17 protein-coding genes are annotated in these 16885 nt (G+C 67.5%); 9 read left to right on the top strand and 8 right to left on the bottom strand.

The features are described 5' to 3' along the window. Positions 1–105: 105 nt before the first annotated feature. Genes ACOYR4_RS19585 through ACOYR4_RS19570 form a run of 4 tightly spaced genes read left to right on the top strand, consistent with a single transcriptional unit; the run spans position 106 to position 4607 of the window. Positions 106–573, top strand: a complete 468-nt coding sequence (locus ACOYR4_RS19585) for a DUF4863 family protein (protein WP_422847764.1) — start codon at positions 106–108, stop codon at positions 571–573. A gap of 55 nt (positions 574–628) precedes the next feature. Continuing rightward, the gene (locus ACOYR4_RS19580; RefSeq protein WP_422847763.1) at positions 629–2179 is read left to right on the top strand and encodes a 3,4-dehydroadipyl-CoA semialdehyde dehydrogenase; all 1551 of its coding nucleotides are present in this window, start codon (positions 629–631) and stop codon (positions 2177–2179) included. Between the two features lie 47 nt (positions 2180–2226). Beyond that, positions 2227–3780 carry a benzoate-CoA ligase family protein gene (locus ACOYR4_RS19575; protein WP_422847762.1) on the top strand — a complete coding sequence of 518 codons (1554 nt, stop codon included), beginning with the start codon at positions 2227–2229 and terminating at the stop codon, positions 3778–3780. Then, positions 3777–4607, top strand: coding sequence for an alpha/beta fold hydrolase (locus tag ACOYR4_RS19570; protein WP_422847761.1), 831 nt, complete (start codon positions 3777–3779; stop codon positions 4605–4607). The genes ACOYR4_RS19575 and ACOYR4_RS19570 overlap by 4 nt, the downstream gene beginning before the upstream one ends. Before the next feature lie 59 nt (positions 4608–4666). Here ACOYR4_RS19570 and ACOYR4_RS19565 read toward each other — a convergent pair whose 3' ends face one another. Continuing rightward, positions 4667–5359 carry a Crp/Fnr family transcriptional regulator gene (locus tag ACOYR4_RS19565; RefSeq protein WP_422847760.1) on the bottom strand — a complete coding sequence of 231 codons (693 nt, stop codon included), beginning with the start codon at positions 5357–5359 and terminating at the stop codon, positions 4667–4669. Between the two features lie 138 nt (positions 5360–5497). On the opposite strand from ACOYR4_RS19565, the gene ACOYR4_RS19560 reads away from it, so the two are divergent. Genes ACOYR4_RS19560 through ACOYR4_RS19550 form a run of 3 tightly spaced genes read left to right on the top strand, consistent with a single transcriptional unit; the run spans position 5498 to position 9314 of the window. Beyond that, on the top strand, positions 5498–6490 hold the full coding sequence (locus ACOYR4_RS19560; RefSeq protein WP_404976527.1) for a Bug family tripartite tricarboxylate transporter substrate binding protein: 993 nt from the start codon (positions 5498–5500) through the stop codon (positions 6488–6490). A 10-nt stretch (positions 6491–6500) separates the two neighbouring features. Then, complete coding sequence (locus ACOYR4_RS19555) at positions 6501–7466, top strand: 3-hydroxyacyl-CoA dehydrogenase NAD-binding domain-containing protein (RefSeq protein ID WP_422847759.1); 966 nt, start codon at positions 6501–6503, stop codon at positions 7464–7466. 48 nt (positions 7467–7514) lie between these two features. Continuing rightward, positions 7515–9314, top strand: a complete 1800-nt coding sequence (locus ACOYR4_RS19550) for a feruloyl-CoA synthase (RefSeq protein ID WP_422847758.1) — start codon at positions 7515–7517, stop codon at positions 9312–9314. A gap of 119 nt (positions 9315–9433) precedes the next feature. On the opposite strand, the gene ACOYR4_RS19545 is transcribed toward ACOYR4_RS19550, so the two are convergent. The 4 genes from ACOYR4_RS19545 to ACOYR4_RS19530 form a co-directional block, all read right to left on the bottom strand. Beyond that, positions 9434–9910, bottom strand: coding sequence for an HU family DNA-binding protein (locus tag ACOYR4_RS19545; RefSeq protein WP_056637466.1), 477 nt, complete (start codon positions 9908–9910; stop codon positions 9434–9436). Positions 9911–10385: 475 nt separating this feature from the next. Beyond that, complete coding sequence (gene trhA / locus ACOYR4_RS19540; RefSeq protein WP_422847757.1) at positions 10386–11027, bottom strand: PAQR family membrane homeostasis protein TrhA; 642 nt, start codon at positions 11025–11027, stop codon at positions 10386–10388. A 10-nt stretch (positions 11028–11037) separates the two neighbouring features. Beyond that, entirely contained in the window at positions 11038–11196 is a 159-nt protein-coding gene (locus ACOYR4_RS19535; protein ID WP_172727655.1) for a hypothetical protein, read from the bottom strand. Next, positions 11171–11302, bottom strand: a complete 132-nt coding sequence (locus ACOYR4_RS19530) for a hypothetical protein (protein WP_255342784.1) — start codon at positions 11300–11302, stop codon at positions 11171–11173. The genes ACOYR4_RS19535 and ACOYR4_RS19530 overlap by 26 nt, the downstream gene beginning before the upstream one ends. A 188-nt stretch (positions 11303–11490) precedes the next feature. On the opposite strand from ACOYR4_RS19530, the gene ACOYR4_RS19525 reads away from it, so the two are divergent. Both ACOYR4_RS19525 and ACOYR4_RS19520 read left to right on the top strand, forming a co-directional pair. Then, the gene (locus ACOYR4_RS19525) at positions 11491–12495 is read left to right on the top strand and encodes a M14 family zinc carboxypeptidase (RefSeq protein WP_422847756.1); all 1005 of its coding nucleotides are present in this window, start codon (positions 11491–11493) and stop codon (positions 12493–12495) included. 1 nt (position 12496) lies between these two features. After that, positions 12497–13282: an alpha/beta fold hydrolase gene (locus ACOYR4_RS19520; RefSeq protein ID WP_422847755.1), complete on the top strand. Its 786-nt coding sequence runs from the start codon at positions 12497–12499 to the stop codon at positions 13280–13282. Between the two features lie 6 nt (positions 13283–13288). Here ACOYR4_RS19520 and ACOYR4_RS19515 read toward each other — a convergent pair whose 3' ends face one another. The 3 genes from ACOYR4_RS19515 to ACOYR4_RS19505 all read right to left on the bottom strand — a co-directional run bounded on the left by ACOYR4_RS19515 (position 13289) and on the right by ACOYR4_RS19505 (position 16645). Further along, entirely contained in the window at positions 13289–14041 is a 753-nt protein-coding gene (locus tag ACOYR4_RS19515) for an SGNH/GDSL hydrolase family protein (RefSeq protein ID WP_422847754.1), read from the bottom strand. A gap of 115 nt (positions 14042–14156) precedes the next feature. Continuing rightward, the gene (locus ACOYR4_RS19510; protein ID WP_422847753.1) at positions 14157–15461 is read right to left on the bottom strand and encodes an SPOR domain-containing protein; all 1305 of its coding nucleotides are present in this window, start codon (positions 15459–15461) and stop codon (positions 14157–14159) included. Positions 15462–15664: 203 nt separating this feature from the next. Then, entirely contained in the window at positions 15665–16645 is a 981-nt protein-coding gene (locus tag ACOYR4_RS19505; protein WP_422847752.1) for a YcjF family protein, read from the bottom strand. Positions 16646–16885 lie beyond the last annotated feature (240 nt).

The following is a 16885-nucleotide window of genomic DNA, read 5'->3' as shown; positions in this document are numbered from 1 at the left end:
CTATGGTTCGTTAATTGGCAAAATACTGCATGTTTTGGATGCGCGCAAGGCGGTGGATCAAAAACGGTGCAGATTGGGCCCCGACTCTAGCTGCACCCACTGCCCATGTCCGACAAAACTGCATTTCACCAAGCCCTGGCTGATCTGACCGCCCAGCTCGCTGGCAAACCCCTGGATGCCGCGCTCGCGCAATGGCTTAACACTGCGCACGGCCCCGCCAGTGCGACCTACCAGCGCTTGCGGGAGGCGTGTCTTCAGGGCGTGTGCGAGGGGTGGTTGTGTGAACGCGAGGGCGGTGACATTCGCTACGGCCGTGTGTTCAAGCCCGAAGATGCCTTGCACCGGTTTTCTGTGGACGTGGTGGACATGCAAAACATTGCAGGCCCCCACCACACCCATCCGCAGGGCGAAATCGATTTGATCATGCCGCTGGAGGGCGAGGCGGTGTTTGACGGCCACCCTGCCGGATGGTGCGTTTACCCACCCGGCAGTGCCCACCACCCCACGGTGGCGCACGGCAGGGCGCTGGTGCTGTACCTGCTGCCCGAGGGGCAGATCCAGTTCACCCGCTAGTGCTGGCGCCTGCGCTGCTCACCCATGGACCTTCTCGCTCTGAAAGACCGACTGCATGACTGAATTGCTCGCCAACCACGTTGCCGGCCGCTGGCAACACGGAACAGGGCCCGGCACCGAACTGCGGGACCCTGTGCTGGGCACCGCCTTGGTGCGGGTGGACGCCACGGGGTTGAACCTGCCCGAGGCCTTTGCATTTGCCCGCGAACAGGGAGGTGCTGCGCTGCGCGCCGCCACCTATCGTGAGCGGGCTGCCATGCTGGGCGCGGTCGCCAAGGTGCTGCAGGCGCACCGCGACAGCTACTACGACATTGCCACTGCCAACTCCGGCACCGTCAAGACAGACTCAGCGGTGGACATCGACGGCGGGATCTTCACGCTCGGCCAATACGCCAGATGGGGTGATGCGCTGGGCGATGTGCGCGTGCTGCGCGACGGGGACGCCGTCAGGCTGGGTAAGGACCCGGTCTTTCAGTCGCAACACCTGCAGGTGCCTCGGCCAGGGGTGGCGCTGTGCATCAACGCCTTCAATTTTCCCGCCTGGGGGCTGTGGGAAAAAGCTGCGCCCGCCTTGCTGTCGGGCATGCCGGTCATCGTCAAGCCCGGCACATCCACGGCGTGGCTGACCCAGCGCATGGTGCAGGACGTGGTGAACGCCGGGGTGTTGCCCGCCGGCGCGCTGTCGGTCATCGCGGGAAGCTCGGCGGGCTTGATGGACGCGCTGCAACCGTTTGATGTGGTGTCGTTCACCGGCTCTGCCGAGACGGCGGGCGTTGTGCGGGCGCATCCGGCTGTGGCGCAGCGTTCGGTGCGCGCCAATATCGAGGCCGACAGCCTCAATGCCGCGCTGCTGATGCCTGATGCGGCGCCCGGCAGCGCGGCCTTTGACTTGCTGGTGCGCGAAGTCGTCCGCGAGATGACCGTCAAGTCCGGCCAGAAGTGCACCGCGATCCGCCGCATCCTGGTTCCCTCCGCGCTGTACGCCGCGGTGGCCGAGACGGTCAGCGCCCAACTGGCCAGCGTGGTGGTCGGCAACCCCCGCAACCCGGAAGTGCGCATGGGCTCGCTGGTCAGTCGCGCGCAGTTCGATGGCGTGCAGGCTGGCATTGCCGCCCTGGCCGCCCATACCGACGTCCTGCTCGACGGCCGAACCCGCCCTCTGGTGGATGCCGACCCCGCCGTGGCCGCCTGCGTCGGCCCGGTGCTGCTGGGCGCGCGCGATGCCGACCGGGCCACCATCGTCCATGACGTAGAGGTGTTTGGCCCGGTGGCCACCTTGCTGCCCTACAACGATCTGCCCCATGCGCTGGCCCTGGCGCAGCGAGGCCAGGGCTCGCTCGTGACCTCGCTCTACGGCGCCGATGACAAGGCCCTGGCCCAGGCCGCCATTGCGCTGGCGGCGAGCAACGGCCGGGTGCATGTGGTGACGCCGGGCGTGGCCACTGCGCACACGGGCCACGGCAATGTCATGCCCATGTCACTGCATGGCGGGCCCGGCCGGGCCGGTGGTGGTGCCGAGCTGGGTGGCTTGCGGGCGCTGGACTTCTACCACCAGCGCAGCGCGGTGCAGGCCAGCCCCGAAGTGCTCGCGGCGCTGGGCTGCTGACCCCGAACCCACCCACAAAAACAACGCCATCGCGACGGAGACACGCCATGAACAGCCTTCCAGAACAGTTCAATTTTGCAGAGCATCTGTTCGCCCTGAACCGCGCGCGGGGTGACCGCATTGCCTACATCGACGACCAGGGGACCCTGAGCTACAGCGCGCTGGAAGACCGTGCGCGGCGGCTGGCGGCTGTGCTGGCCAACGCCGGTGTGCGGCGCGAGGAACGCGTGCTGCTGCTGATGCTGGACACCAGCGATTGGCCGGTGGCGTTTCTGGGTTGCCTCTATGCCGGTGTGGTGCCGGTGGCGGTCAACACCCTGCTCAAGCCCGACGACTATGCCTACATGCTGACGCACTGCCGCGCGCAGGCGGCGCTGGTCTCTGGAGCATTGCTGCCGGTGCTGAACGAGGCGCTGGCCCTGGCGCCCCACCACGAAGTGCGCGCTTGTGTGGTGTCGCAGCCGCAGGGCACGTTGGCTGCAGGGACTGTGGACATGCAGGCCGCCATTGCCAGCACCCCCGCACTGACTGCACCCGCGCGCACGGGGCCTGACGAGCCAGGGTTCTGGCTCTATTCTTCCGGCTCCACGGGCAAGCCCAAGGGTACGGTGCACACCCAGGGCAGTCTGTGGTGGACGGCGGAGTTGTATGGCAAGGCGGTGCTGGGCCTGACCGACAAGGACGTGTGCTTTTCGGCCGCCAAGCTCTACTTTGCGTATGGACTGGGCAACAGCCTGACCTTCCCGTTGTCGGTAGGCGCCACGGTGGTGCTGATGGCCGAACGCCCCACGCCAGAGGCCACGTTCGAGCGCTGGACGCGCCACCAGCCCACGGTGTTCTTTGGGGCGCCCACCGGGTTCGCCGGCATGCTCGCCTCGCCTCGCCTGCCTTCCCGCAGCGCGGTGGCGCTGCGCATGTGCTCGTCGGCGGGCGAGGCGCTGCCGGCCGAGATTGCACAGCGATTCAAGGACCATTTCGGTTGCGACATCATTGATGGCATTGGTTCGACCGAGATGCTGCACATCTTCCTGTCCAACCGCCCAGGCGATGTGCGCTACGGCACTACTGGCAAACCGGTGCCGGGCTACGAGATATCCCTGCGCGGCGAAGACGGCAGCGAGGTGCTGCAGGGCGAGATTGGAGACCTCTACATCCAGGGCCCCAGCGCTGCGCTGATGTACTGGAACAACCGCGCCAAGACCCGCGAGACCTTCCAGGGCGCGTGGACCAAAAGTGGCGACAAGTATGTGCGCGATGCTGAGGGCTACTACACCTACGCCGGGCGCAGCGACGACATGCTCAAGGTCAGCGGCATTTATGTGTCCCCTTTCGAGGTGGAGGCCACGCTGATGCAGCACACCTCCGTGCTGGAGGCCGCCGTGATCGGCACGCAGGATGCCGACGGCCTGACCAAGACCAAGGCGTTTGTGGTGCTCAAAGATGGGCAGGCGGTCACACCAGATGAACTCAAGGCCTTTGTGAAGGAACGCCTGGCGCCCTACAAGTACCCGCGTCTGATCGAGTTCCTGCCCGAGCTGCCCAAGACGGCCACCGGCAAAATCCAGCGCTTTCGGCTGCGCGAACTGGAGCAGCGGGCGTGAATGCCAACGTCGCCGCATCTGGCCCTGTGGGGGCCACAGAGCGCGTGCCCGTGGTCTGGCGCAACCGCACGGTCCACATCGAGTACCAGTGGATAGCCCCCGAGCGCAGCGACGCCCCCTTGGTGGTGTTCTTGCACGAAGGCCTGGGCTCGGTAGCGATGTGGAAGGACTTCCCGCGCCAGCTGTGCGATGCGGTCGGGTTGCGGGGGCTGGTGTTCTCCCGTCCCGCCTATGGCCGCTCCACCCCCCGGGGCCCGGACGAGGTGTGGGGCCCGGACTTCATGCACCAGCAGGCACATGAGGTGGTGCCTGCATTCCTCGATGCACTGGGAGTGCAGGAGGCCGCCTGGCTCTTTGGCCACAGCGATGGCGCATCGATTGCGCTGTTGATGGCTGCGCGCTGGCCGCAGCGCGTGCAAGGGCTGGTGGTGATGGCGCCACATCTCTTTGTGGAAGACGTGACGGTGCGGAACATCGAACGCGCGCGGGAGGCCTACGAACAGACCGATCTGCGCCACAAGCTGGGGCGCTATCACGACGATGTGGATTCCGCCTTCTGGGGCTGGAACCGTATCTGGCTGGACCCTGCTTTCCGTGCGTGGAACATCGAGCCCGAGGTTGCCCAGATCGGCGCACCCGTGCTGGCCATCCAGGGCTGTGACGACGAGTACGGCACCCTGGCGCAAATCCGGGGCATTGCCCAACGCGTGCCGGGCACCAGGCTGCTGGAGCTGCCGGACTGCGCGCATTCTCCGCACCGCGACCAGCCTGACGCGGTGGTGGCCGCTGCGGTTGCCTTCATCCAAGCGCACCACACTCCTGCATAGCTGCGGACGGGGCGGTGGCAGGGCAATAGCCCGTGCCCCAGCGAGTCCAAGAGAAAGCGCTATTCCACCTGGCGCCGCAGCCCTTCCAGGTCGGTGACGGTGATGCCGCCGTATTCAATCTCCAGCAGGCCCGCAGCCTGCAGCCGCTTCAGCGCCGCGTTGCAGCGCTGGCGCGACACGCCCGAGAGGTTGGCAATTTCCTCCTGCGACACCTGCAGGTGCGTGTCGCTGCCCGGGTGCAGCCAGGGGTGGAACAGGCCGGCGAGCGCACGGGCCACCTGGCTGTCGGTATCGAGCAAATGGTAGGCCGTGAAGTTGCCCAGAAACCAGTGCATGCGCTCGTTGATCTGGCGCAGCAGAAAGTGGTCAAAGCTGCGCTGCGTGGCGTGCAGCCATTCAAAGGTCTCCATCGGCACTAGCGCCACGCGGCTGGGGCGCAGTGCGATCACGTCGGCCGTGCGCGGCGTGCCGCGCAGCAAGGTGCCCTCGCCAAACCAGCTCCCCGCCGACAGCCCGCCCAGCGTGACCGAGCGGCCATCGCCGGAGGTCACCGTCCACTTCAGCAGCCCCTCGATGGCGCCATACCAGTGCACGGGGGTGTGGCCGCGCCGGCATAGCGCGCCGCCCTGGGGCACTTCGACCTCGCGCACATCGTCCATCACCCGCTGCTGGGCGGCGCTGTCCAGGGCCGGGAACCAGGCGGAGTGCAGCAGCAGATCGGTGAGGGTAGGGGGCGCCAGTTTGACCAACATGGTGAGAGTGTCTCCTGCGCCCCTGGGTGCTGTACAGGCGCGTGCGCGTATTCCCTGAGTCCAAATGTCATCGCGATGACTGAGTGGCGCGGGGCTACAAAAAATAATGACCGCTCCATCCACAGGAGACACATGATGATGCACACGCGCCGCCAGTTCATGCACCACGTCGGTTGCGCCTCTGCGCTGGGGGCTTTGTCGCCACTGGCCGCCTGGGCGCAGACCATCGACCAGGTCAAGATCTTCTACGGCTTTCCTGCTGGCAGCGCGGGCGACAGCGTGGCGCGCAGGGTGGGCGAGAAGCTGGCCGCATCGCCCTACACCCGCAACCCTGCGGTGGTGGAAAACAAGCCCGGCGCGGGCGGCCGCATTGCGCTGGAGTCGCTCAAGGGCGCGCCTGCCGATGGCAGCGTGCTCACGCTGTCGCCGTTTTCGTGCACCTCCATCTACCCGCATATTTACAGCCGCCTGAGCTACGACCCGGCCAAGGACTTTGTGCCGGTGTCCATCGGTGCCGTCATGCACCACGGTCTGGCCGTGGGGCCGCTGGTGCCCGCCTCCGTCAAGACGGTGAAGGACTTTCTGGCCTGGGCCAAGGCCAACCCCGGGCAGGCGAACTACGGCTCACCCGCAGCGGGCTCCACGCCGCACTTCATCGGTGCGCTGCTGGGCTTGAACAACGGCGTGGACCTCAAGCATGTGCCGTACCGCGGTTCCATCCCGGGGGTGACCGATGTGGTGGGCGGGCAGATCGCGTCGATGGTCACGCCCAGCGGAGACTTCATCCCCAACCACAAGGCGGGCAAGCTGCGGCTGATCGCCACCTCGGGCCAGGCACGGTCACCGTTTTCGCCCGAGGTCGCCACGTTTGCAGAGCAGGGCTTTCCAGAACTCACGACCGAGGAATGGTTCGGCTTTTACGCACCGGCGCGCACGCCAGCGGCCGTGGTGGCCGCCGCCAACGCTGCCATCAACACCGCGATCAAGGACAAGGCCGTCACGGACAGCCTGGCCGTGGTGGGGCTCATCGCCAAAGGCTCTACGCCCGCAGAGATGTTGGCCTCGCAACAGGCTGAGTACGAGCGCTGGGGGCCGCTGGTGAAAAAGGTTGGCTTCACGGCCGAGTCCTGAAAGGCCTCGCATGGCACACACCGTGAAGCGCGTGGCCGTAGTGGCCACCGGCACCATTGGCGCAAGCTGGGCCGCCTACTTTCTGGCGCGGGGCCTGGACGTGGAGGCCACCGACCCATCGCCCGGGGCCGAGCAGCGACTGCGGGAAGCCGTCGCTGCGCATTGGGTGGCACTGGCGCAGCAGGGGCTGGCGCCCGGCGCCAGCCCGCAGCGCTTGCGCTTTCACGCGCGGCTGGAAGACGCTCTGGCACAGGCCGACTTTGTGCAAGAGAACGGACCCGAGCGGCTCGACTTCAAGGTGGACCTGTTCCGCCGCATGGATGCAGCGACCCCGGCGCATGTGGTGCTGGCGTCCAGTTCCTCGGGGCTGGCGGTGACGGACATGCAGAAGGATTGCGCGCACCCCGGGCGCGTGGTGCTGGGCCACCCGTTCAATCCGCCGCACATGATCCCGCTGGTCGAAGTGGGCGGCGGCGAGCGCACCACGCCCCAGGCGGTGGCTAATGCCATGGCGTTCTATGCCCACATCGGCAAGCGTCCCATCCAGGTGCGGCGCGAGATCAAGGGGCACATTGGCAACCGCTTGCAGGCCGCTCTGTGGCGCGAGGCCTTCCACCTGGTGGACCAGGGCGTGGCCACCGTGGAAGACATCGACACCGCCATCTCGCAGGGCCCTGGCTTGCGGTGGGCGCTGATGGGACCGTTCATGAACCTGCACCTGTCTGGGGGCGACGGTGGCATCGCCCACCTGCTGGCCCACCTGGGTGGCCCCATCGAAAGCTGGTGGAAGGACCTGGGCGCCCCGTCCATGACCGAAGCCTTGCAGCGCCAGGTGACCGAAGGTGTGGCGCAGGCGCTGGGTGACAGGCAGGCCAGCGATCTGGCCCGTGGGCGGGATGCCTTGCTCATCGAGCTGTTGCGCGCCAAGCAGGCGTCTGGGCTGCTCGGTCAACCTGATCCCGATCTCGATGCCTGAGGCATAGCGCCTCAGTGTTTGAACCTCCATCGCTCCCGAGAACCCACCATGTACCCAGCCTTTCTTGATGACGAGCGCCAGATTGCCCCGGCGCGCGCCGTGCGCACCCAGTTTGACGATGGTTCTTTCACGCTGCGCTCTCCCATGGCGCTGCAACCCTATGCCCGCTGTGTGGGGGAATGGCTGGAGCGCTGGGCCAAAGAGACGCCTGATGCCCTGGCACTGGCCGAACGGAGCGACAGCGCAGAGGGCTGGCGCAGCCTGACCTATGCCCAGTTGCGCCGCCAGGTGGGCGCCGTGGCGCAGTCGCTGCTGGACCTGCGCTTGCCCGCCGGGCGGCCGATTGCCATCCTGTCCGACAACGCGGTGGACCACGCGGTGCTCATGCTGGCGGCCATGCATGTGGGTATCACCCCCTGCTCGCTGTCGAGCGCATACGCACGATCTCAGGACCACAGCCGCCTGCACGGCATGCTGTCGGTGCTGGAGCCCAGTCTGGTCTATGCGTCCGATGCCAGCGTCTATGCGCCAGCCCTGCAAGGCTGGGATAGTGGCGCCGTGCGCGTGTTCAGCCGCAACGCCGCTGCGTGTCCGGGGGCGCTGCCTTGGGAGCATCTGCTTGCCGGGCAGGAGACACCCCAGGTGCAGCAGGCCATGCAGGCGCTGCTGCCCGATGACCATGCCAAATACCTTCTCACCTCTGGCTCCACCGGCCGGCCCAAGGTGGTCATCAACACCCACCGCATGCTCTGCGCCAACCAGCAGATGATGGTCCAGGCATGGCGCTTTTTAGCGCATGAAAAGCCGGTGCTGGTGGACTGGCTGCCGTGGAGCCATACCTTTGGCGGCAACCACAACCTCAACATGGTGCTGTGCCACGGGGGCACGCTCTACATCGACGAGGGGCGGCCGATGCCGGGGCTCATCGACAAGACGGTGCGCAACCTGCGCGAGGTGCAGCCCACCATGCTGTTCAACGTGCCCCGGGGCTTTGACATGCTGGTGCCGTTCCTGGAGGCCGACGACCGCCTGGCCGCCGACGTGCTGGCGCGCATGCGGCTCGCCTTTTATGCGGCAGCGGCGCTGGCTCCATCGACCTGGCAGCGCCTGCAGGCCGTTGCCCGGCGCGTGCGCCCTGCGCAGCCGCTGTGGCTCACCACCTCGTGGGGGTCCACAGAGACAGCGCCCGCTGTCACCACCGCGCACTGGCACCTGGAGGGCGCAGGCTGCATTGGTGCACCCTTGCCGGGGTTGGAGCTGAAGCTGGTGCCCAACGGCAGCAAGCTGGAGATGCGCGTGCGGGGCGTGTCGGTGTTTGCGGGCTACCGCAATGCGCCGCGCGAGACGGCCGCCGCGTTCGATCACGAAGGGTTCTACCGCATTGGCGATGCGGGCTATCTGGTGGACGCGGAGCAGCCAGACAAAGGCGTGGTCTTCAACGGACGTGTGGCGGAGGATTTCAAGCTGTCCAGCGGCAGCTGGGTGTCGGTGGGCACCTTGCGGGTGGACTTGGTGTCGCAACTGGCGCCATTGGTGCAGGACATCGTGCTCACCGGGCATGACCGCGACGAGGTGGGCATGCTGGTGTTCCCGTCTGCGGCCGGCGCCGCCGACGCTGCGCGGCTGGAGCAAGCGCTGCAGGCCGTGATGCGCGCGCGCCGCGATGCTGGTGCGGGGTCTTCGCAGTGCCCCACGCGGGCCATGGTGATGGATTCCGCGCCCGATGCAGATGCCGGGGAGATCACCGACAAGGGCTACATCAACCAGGGGGCGGTGCTCTCACGCCGCGCTGCGGCGGTGCAGGCGTTGTATGCCCATCCTGCGGCGCCAGGGGTCATCAGGGCCTGATTGCGCAAGGCCCAGGGCGTGCATGGGGCATCGTCGCGCGGCCGTTGCAAGCTCCACCAAAGAAAAAGGGGCCTTGCGGCCCCTGTTGCTGACGCAAGCGCCTTGCGGCGCCGGGTGCATCAGACGGTTGCGTCCTTCAGCTTCTTCAGGGCGCGGGTCTTGATCTTGACCGAAGCAGGCTTGGCGGGGAACCAGCGCTCTTCACCCGTGAACGGGTCCTTGCCAAAGCGCTTCTTCTTGGCGGGCACTTGCTGCAGGCCGATCTTGAGCACGCCAGGCAGCGTGAATTCGCCAGAGCCCTTCTTGTGCACCGAGCCCAGGATGGCGGCTTCCAGCGCGGCCAGCACGGCCTTGGTGGCCTTGGGTTCCACGCCCGACTGTTCAGCCAGGTGGGCGACCAGCGTGGTCTTGTTGAACGCAGTCTTGATGGGCTTCAGCGCAGCTGCAGCGGCCACGGGCTTGGCGGCGGGCGCAGCAGCCTTCTTGGCGGCTGGCGCAGCCTTTTTGGCTGCAGGGGCTGCCTTCTTGGCGGCGGGTGCTGCGGCCTTGACGGCCACCTTCTTTGCGGGAGCGGGAGTTTTCTTTGCAGTTGCCATGATGTTTTTTCGTTGATTGGAATGACGATGGGCCCTGCCTCTGCGGGCGAGGACCTGCGTGATTTTAGGTGCGATAACGCCAGGCGCGATAGGGCCTGCATGCTGCAGGTGTTTGCAGCCGTTGCATCGATGCGGCATTGCCTGCTGGTGCAGGGCCCGCGAGGCGGTTGCAGGCGCGTGCGCTGCGACCGTTTTGGGTGGCTTGGCCAGGGCCTGTTGACCCTCATTTCGGGGTCGCGAAGGCCCTTGCCGGCTTGCCAATCTAGGCGCGCGACGCCGCTTGTGCATGTGCACACGCCAGGAGCGCAACGACGAGTGGCGCGCCGGCAAGGACCTTCCCTTCGGGTTGCCCCTGCCTGGGGGCCGTCTGCGGCGTTGCCCGTGCTTGCAAGGTTCCTACCTTGCTGCGCACCGGCGCCTTGCATCCAGCCCCCAGGCCGGACAACGCGATCCCCGAAATGAGTGTCAACAGGCCCTAGGTCACCGTCTGCAGGCCCAGCACCGCGATCACGTGGCAGCCCGTGCCTGCAATGACGCAGCCATGCCACACAGCGTGGGCATAGCGCACCACAGCATCCATTACGAAAAACACCACGCCAGCTGTGTACGCAGCCCCGCCGATGACCAGCCAAGCCGCACTCACGGCGGGCACATGGGCCATCAGGGGCAGGGCCGCCAGCAGCGCTACCCAACCCATCGCCACATACAAGACGGTGGAGAGCCAAGGTGCTGCGCGCCGCGTGCGCAACTGCAGCCAGCAGCCCGCCAGCGCCGCAACCCACACCAGCACCAGGGCCGCGATGTGGTGTCTGTGGCCTGGCGCACTCAGCGCAAACGGGGTGAAGCTGCCCGCAATGAACAGGTGGATCGCCGCATGGTCCAGCTGCTGCGCCCATTGCTTGGCCCGCCCCGGCGGCAGTGCGTGGTACAGGGTGGAGGCGCCATACAGCAGCGCCATGGTGGCCCCAAACACCAGCACGCCCCAGATGGCAGCAGGATGCACGGCGGGGGCTGATTGCAGCAGCTGCGGCACGGCCAGGCAGGCGCCCACCAGCGCAGCACCGTGCAGCGCACTGTTCGCCACCTCTTCGTGCAGGTCCTGCGGCCGGTCGCTCACGGCGGTCTCGCTAATGGTGGGCAGGCGTGTGCAGCCGCTCGCGCCACAGCTGCCAGCGCGCGCGCTGCAGGGCCAGAAACTCCACCACGCCCCAGGCCAGTGCGCAGGCCAGCATCGCCCAGCCCATGGCCCAGCGGTAGGCCTCAGTCTTGCGCGATGGCGGGTACATCGTCGTGGTCCCAGCCGGTGGTGCGGGGCAGGTCCAGGCTCAGCCATCCGCGTTCATCGAACAGCTCATCGAGCAGCCGCTGCAGTCCGAACAGTTTCCAGAGCATGGTGCGCCTCTTCCAAAGGGTGGTAACTGCTGGCAAGGTAGCGCCGTTGTGTGACGGTTTCGCGTCGGTTCGCGCAAACCCCACAGGCCCGCCGCAACGCTGTTCGTGCCGTGCCCCGGGCGCTATCCTCGCTGCTTGGCACGCGCTCTGGCGTGCTTTACACACCGACTTACCCCCAACCATTGAACATGCTGCCCGAGCTTGCGGCGCTGGAAAAAATCCTCGACCTGGGGGCGCCTCATCTGGAGGTGCAGGTCGTCCAGCAGGTGGCTGTGGCATCGGGGCCGCATTTGCCCATCTACGCCATCGGGTTGGGCAACCCGGCGCTGGACGTGCCTGCGGTGGGGTTCTTTGGCGGCGTGCATGGGCTGGAGCGCATTGGTGCCGAGGTGGTCATTGCCTACCTGCAGAACGTGGTCATGCGCCTGCAGTGGGACACCACCTTGCACCAGCAGCTGGAGCGGGTGCGCCTGGTCTTCATGCCCATCGTCAACCCCGGCGGTATGTGGTCTGCCACGCGTGCCAACCCGCGCGGGGTGGACCTGATGCGCAACGCGCCCGTCGATGCGGTGGACCCGGTGCCCTGGGGTGTTGGTGGGCAGCGCGTGAGCGCGGGCCTTCCTTGGTACCGGGGCAGGCTGGGTGAGCCCATGGAGGCCGAGAGTCAGGCGCTGTGCGACGTGGTAGCGCAGCAGCTGCTGGCGCGGCCGTTCAGCATTGCGCTGGACTGCCACTCGGGCTTTGGGGTGAAGGACCGGCTGTGGTTCCCGTTTGCCCACACCCGCCGGCCCATTCCGCACCTGGCCGAGCTGCATGCGCTGCAGGACATCTTTCTGCAGGCGCACAGCAACCACCAGTACATCATCGAGCCGCAGAGCGCGCAGTACCTCGCCCATGGCGACCTGTGGGACCACCTGTACCTGCAGGCCTGCCGCGATGTGCCCGCGCACACCTTCTTGCCGCTCACGTTGGAGATGGGGTCGTGGCTGTGGATCAAGAAGAACCCGCGCCAGCTATTCTCGCGCAACGGCATCTTCAACCCGCTCATCAACCACCGCCAGCAGCGGGTGCTACGGCGGCACCTGTCGCTGCTCGACTTTCTGTCGCGCGCCGCCTGCAGCCATGCGCGATGGGTGCCAGCGCCCGAGCAGCGTGCACAGCGCCGGGCCGATGCCCTGGCGGCGTGGTACTGAGATGCCCGCGCGCCCACCCCGCCAATGGATCCTGCTGCGCGGGCTGACGCGCGAGGCCGCGCATTGGGGCGCATTTGCCGAGGGCTTTTTACAAGCGGTACCTGGCGATGACGTGCTGGCGCTGGACCTGCCGGGCAACGGCGAGTTCCACCATCTGGCGTCGCCCTGGTCGGTACAAGGCATGGTGCAGGCCTGCCGCGCAGAGTTGGCGCGGCGCGCCGTGGCCCCCCCCTACCACCTGCTGGCCATGTCGCTGGGTGCGATGGTGGCCACCGAATGGGCACGCGTGGCGCCGCACGAGGTGGCGGGCTGCGCGCTCATCAACACCAGCTTGCGGCCGTTCAGCCCGTTCTGGCATCGCCTGCAGCTGCACAACATCGCGCCGCTACTGCGGCTGGCGTGGTGGTGGCGATCTGCCGAGGCCGCGGAGCAGGTGGTGTGGCAGATCTCCAGCCGTAGCGCACCCTCCGCCGCCGCGGGTGTGGTGGCGCAGTGGGCCGCTGTGCGCAGGCAACGGCCCGTGTCGGCCCGCAATGCAGTGCGCCAGCTGGTGGCGGCCGCGCGGTACCACGCGCCTGCAGCGGCACCCGTGGACCGTGTGCTGCTGCTGGGCAGCCAGAAGGATCGGCTGGTGTCCAGCCAATGCTCGCAGGCCATTGCGCAGGCCTGGGGGCTGCCGCTGCAGTTGCATCCGTGGGCGGGGCACGACCTGCCGCTGGACGACCCGCAGTGGGTCATCGATGCCGTGCTGCAGTGGCTGTCCAAGAGCGAGTCAACGGACGATTAACAAGGGCTACTGCGTGAGGCCATTCAACCCGCCTTGTGCCACCAGCTCGCGGTACCACTCGGCATAGCCCGCGCTGCTGGGGTGCAGGCCGTCAGCGGCATTCAGCTCCTGGCTGCGGGTCACGAACGGGTCCTGGTCGCGCGGCTTGAGCAAGCGCACATAGTGCACCTGCTGCGCGCTGGCCACCTCGCGCGCCAGGGCATGCAGCGCCTCGGACCGGCGCGACATGGCCCACGACAGGGGCGGCACAAAAAAGGGCGCGTGGCCCACGTTGCCACAAGGCATCAGCACCACCTGCTGCCCCTTCCGGCGTGCCAGCGCCACGGCCTGCTGTACCTCATCGCGCAGCGTGTCCTCGGGGGTGAAGCGGATAACGTCATTGCCACCCGCCAGCACCAGCACCAGGTCATAGCCGCCGTCTGCGCGCTCCAACTGCTGCACCACGTCGCCAAACTTGGCGCCGTTGGCCGCCAGGTTGTCGATGCGCCATTGGGGATGGTCCTGGCCCATGCGCCCCGGCAGGCTGTCTGCTGCCGTGCTGGCCCCGGTGCCCACAGCGGTGCTGTCGCCCACCACCAGCACGCGCCGCGTGGGTTGCGGGGGCTGCGCGGTATAGGGGCGGGCGTCGCGGGCCAGGTCGGCGGCCGTCCACATGCGCCAGGGGGCACAGCCCGTCAGCAGCAGGGCCCCTGCAGCCAGCGCTGCCAAGGTGGCCCATCGGCGGGTGGCGTTGTGGTGCGGGGCGGTCTTTCGCGGCATGGTGCGGGCGCTCAAAGTGGTGGTGCGCCCAGCGTACTGGCAGACCCGGCGACCCTGCGTCGGCGTCGGGCATTCGCGTGCGTAGGACAGTGCTACGCGCCGCGTCCAGACATTGCTATTGCTTGAACACGACGGCGTCCAGCGCCATTGCGCGGATCGCCTCGGCCGCGGTATCGGCCTGGGCGCGGGTGGCGTAAGGCCCCACCCGCACGCGGATGCGGCGGCCCTTGGAATTGTTCAGCTCCTGGCGGAACGCGGGCAGGCCTTCGTTGAGCAGGCGCGCCTGTGTCTTGCGGGCGTTGGCTTCCTCGGCAAACAGGCCCACGTTGATGTAGTAGCCCGGGGCTGTGCCCACCGTGGGCAGCGCGGTGTCGGCGCTGGACGCTGCAGCCGCTGGGGCCTTGGGCTTGGCGGATGCAGCGGGGCGGCTGGCGGCCTCACGGCGCGTTGGCGCTGGGGTGCTGGCCGCAGGCGTGGGGGCGCGGGTTGATGCTGCGGGTGTGGCGGGCTTGGGGGCGGAAGCTTTGGTGACCGGCGTGGAGGCCTTGGCTGCGGCGGGCGGTGCAGAGGCCGGGGGCTCGGTCGCTTTGGGGGCAGCAGTGGTGGCGGCGGGTGGTGCGACTGCTGCAGGCGCGGGTGCCACAGGTGCGGGGGCTGAAGCCGCAGCAGAGGCCGGGGGCGCTACAGGCGTTGCGGTGGCCTCGGCGGCAGGCGTTGGAGACGTGGGGGGCGTCTGTTCGGTCTCGGGCGTCGGCAACGCCCCCACGGGGTGGGTTGCAGAAGCGGCCTGGGCGGCTGCCGTGGCTTGTGCCACCGTGACGGCGGGCTCCAATGCCAGCGGCTTCACGTCCGACGGGGACAGTGCCAGGTAGGCAATCAGTGCGGCCAGGCCCAGCACCACGTTCGCCAGCACCAGCACCTGCAGCCGTTTGCGCGAGCTGGCCTGTTTTTCGAGCAGCGCACAGGCTTCGGGCACGGTGCGCGATGCGGCCAGCGCGCGCGCAATGCGCTTGCGGATGTCGGCGTACAGGATGGCGTTGCCGTACAGCCCCGGCACGGCAAAGGCCAGCACCGCAAAGGCGCCCAGCACGCCCAGTTCGATGCCCACGGGCCAGTGCAAGAACGAGCGGCCCACGCCAAACACGATCAGTGCCAAACCCTCGGCCGCCGCTACGTAGACCAGCGCAGCTCCCCACAGTTGGCGAAACAGCATCCAGTTCAGGGTGCACAGGCAAGCGGCCCAGTTCCAGGTGGTGGTCGTGCGGCCCGTGTCGTCAAAGCGCTCGAACACCTTCAGGTAGTAGTCCGTATTCACGGGCCCCAGGGCCAGGCGCGACATGGCGGCCATGGCGTTGTCGGACGGCGAATCGAGCGACATGGCCGGGATGATGGAGGCGACAGGATCCGTGTGGTCGAGCATGGTCGGATTCTGTCATGCACCGGGCGGTGTGTTACCTGCCGAATCGCAAGGTGCTGCGCGGCGGCAACGGGTGCGCGCAGCGTGGCGGTGCGCTGCGGGGCGTCTGGGCAGGCCCCTGCATGCCTGCGGGGCGGTTTTTAAGTCAAATCGGCCGCAAGCGCTAGTCGAATATGCGCAAGCAGCTATCAATTAAATAGCGTTCACTATTTGCCCCGCACCAGGGCCATGATCTGGCCCGCGTCCAGCGTGGCCGCCTTCTGCTGAATTTGCGGCAGGTACTGCGTCTGCAACTGCTTGGCGGGCGTGAGCAGGCCCTGAAAGGTCTCGCGCAGCATGGCCGTGCTCATGACCCGGCCCCCTGCGTAGTAGCGCTTGGCCACATGCCCCAGCGCGTAGGTGGTGGCAAACGAAAACGCCATGCCGGTGGCGGCGCCGCCCAGCCCGCCGAGGGTGCGGCCCGCCACCTTGCCCAGCAGGCCGCCCATCAGCTTGCGGCCAAACTGCTCCAGGTACTGTGATGTCATGCCTACGCCGGCGGCGGCGATGAACTCCTTGATATGGCCCTGGTCCAGCTCCACCCCGTGCGCCTTACCGATGCCGTAGACCATCTTCACCTGCAGCGGGATGATGGCCATCGATGCCCACGACTGCGGCAGCAGCTCCATAGCGCCGTTGAGCAGCGCGTAGTTGAGGATGGATTTGTCCAGCTCCGCATCCGAGGCATTGGAATGGATAGTGGCGGCTGCCGCCAGGGGCGCTGCCGCAGCGCTGACCACGGGCACCGCCATCGGCACGGCCTTTTCGGCCACGTCCACCAGCGCATCGGCTTGCTGGTCAAATGCCGCCGTCTGCGGCTCGCCCAGCTGCAGCGCCGCCTTGAGGCGGGTCAGAAACTCGCGCTCCGCTGCGGTCTGGCGGCCATCCACGTCGCACACGCACACGGCCATTTCGTAGGCCAGCTGGCGGTGCATGGGCTCGCTCAGGCCTTGCACGGCGGCCTGCACGCTGGTGCGCTGCAGCAGCACGTCCTGGTAGATACGCGGCAGGTCGGCCACGCCCCCGTCGCCCGCGAGCGACTGGGCAATGCGGCGTATCTCTTCGCGTTCGGCATCGTCCTTGTTGCCATCGGCAAACGCGGCCAGAAGGGCGATGGTGAGGATGGATTTTTGCTGGTCCAAGGTCATGGTCGTCGTGCGGGAAAAAGAGGTGGGAGGGGCTGCGCACCGCTTGCAGTGCGTCGTGCGGTGGCTTGTGGGCAGGTTCTTAGGTGCAGTCTAGGCAATGCGGTTTCAACGCCACAGCGTGTGGGGGATTGATGACGCGGGCACCGCATGGCGCCAGCGCTTCGGGTTTTCCCTTGGGTAGTTCGGCGACTGTGCGGACAGCCGTGGCTTGCCTACAGTGCTGCCATCGCGCCGTCGTGG

The organism is Acidovorax sp. M14 (assembly GCF_049331375.1).
Classification (GTDB): domain Bacteria; phylum Pseudomonadota; class Gammaproteobacteria; order Burkholderiales; family Burkholderiaceae_C; genus Acidovorax.
This window is presented reverse-complemented; position numbering and strand designations above follow the sequence as displayed.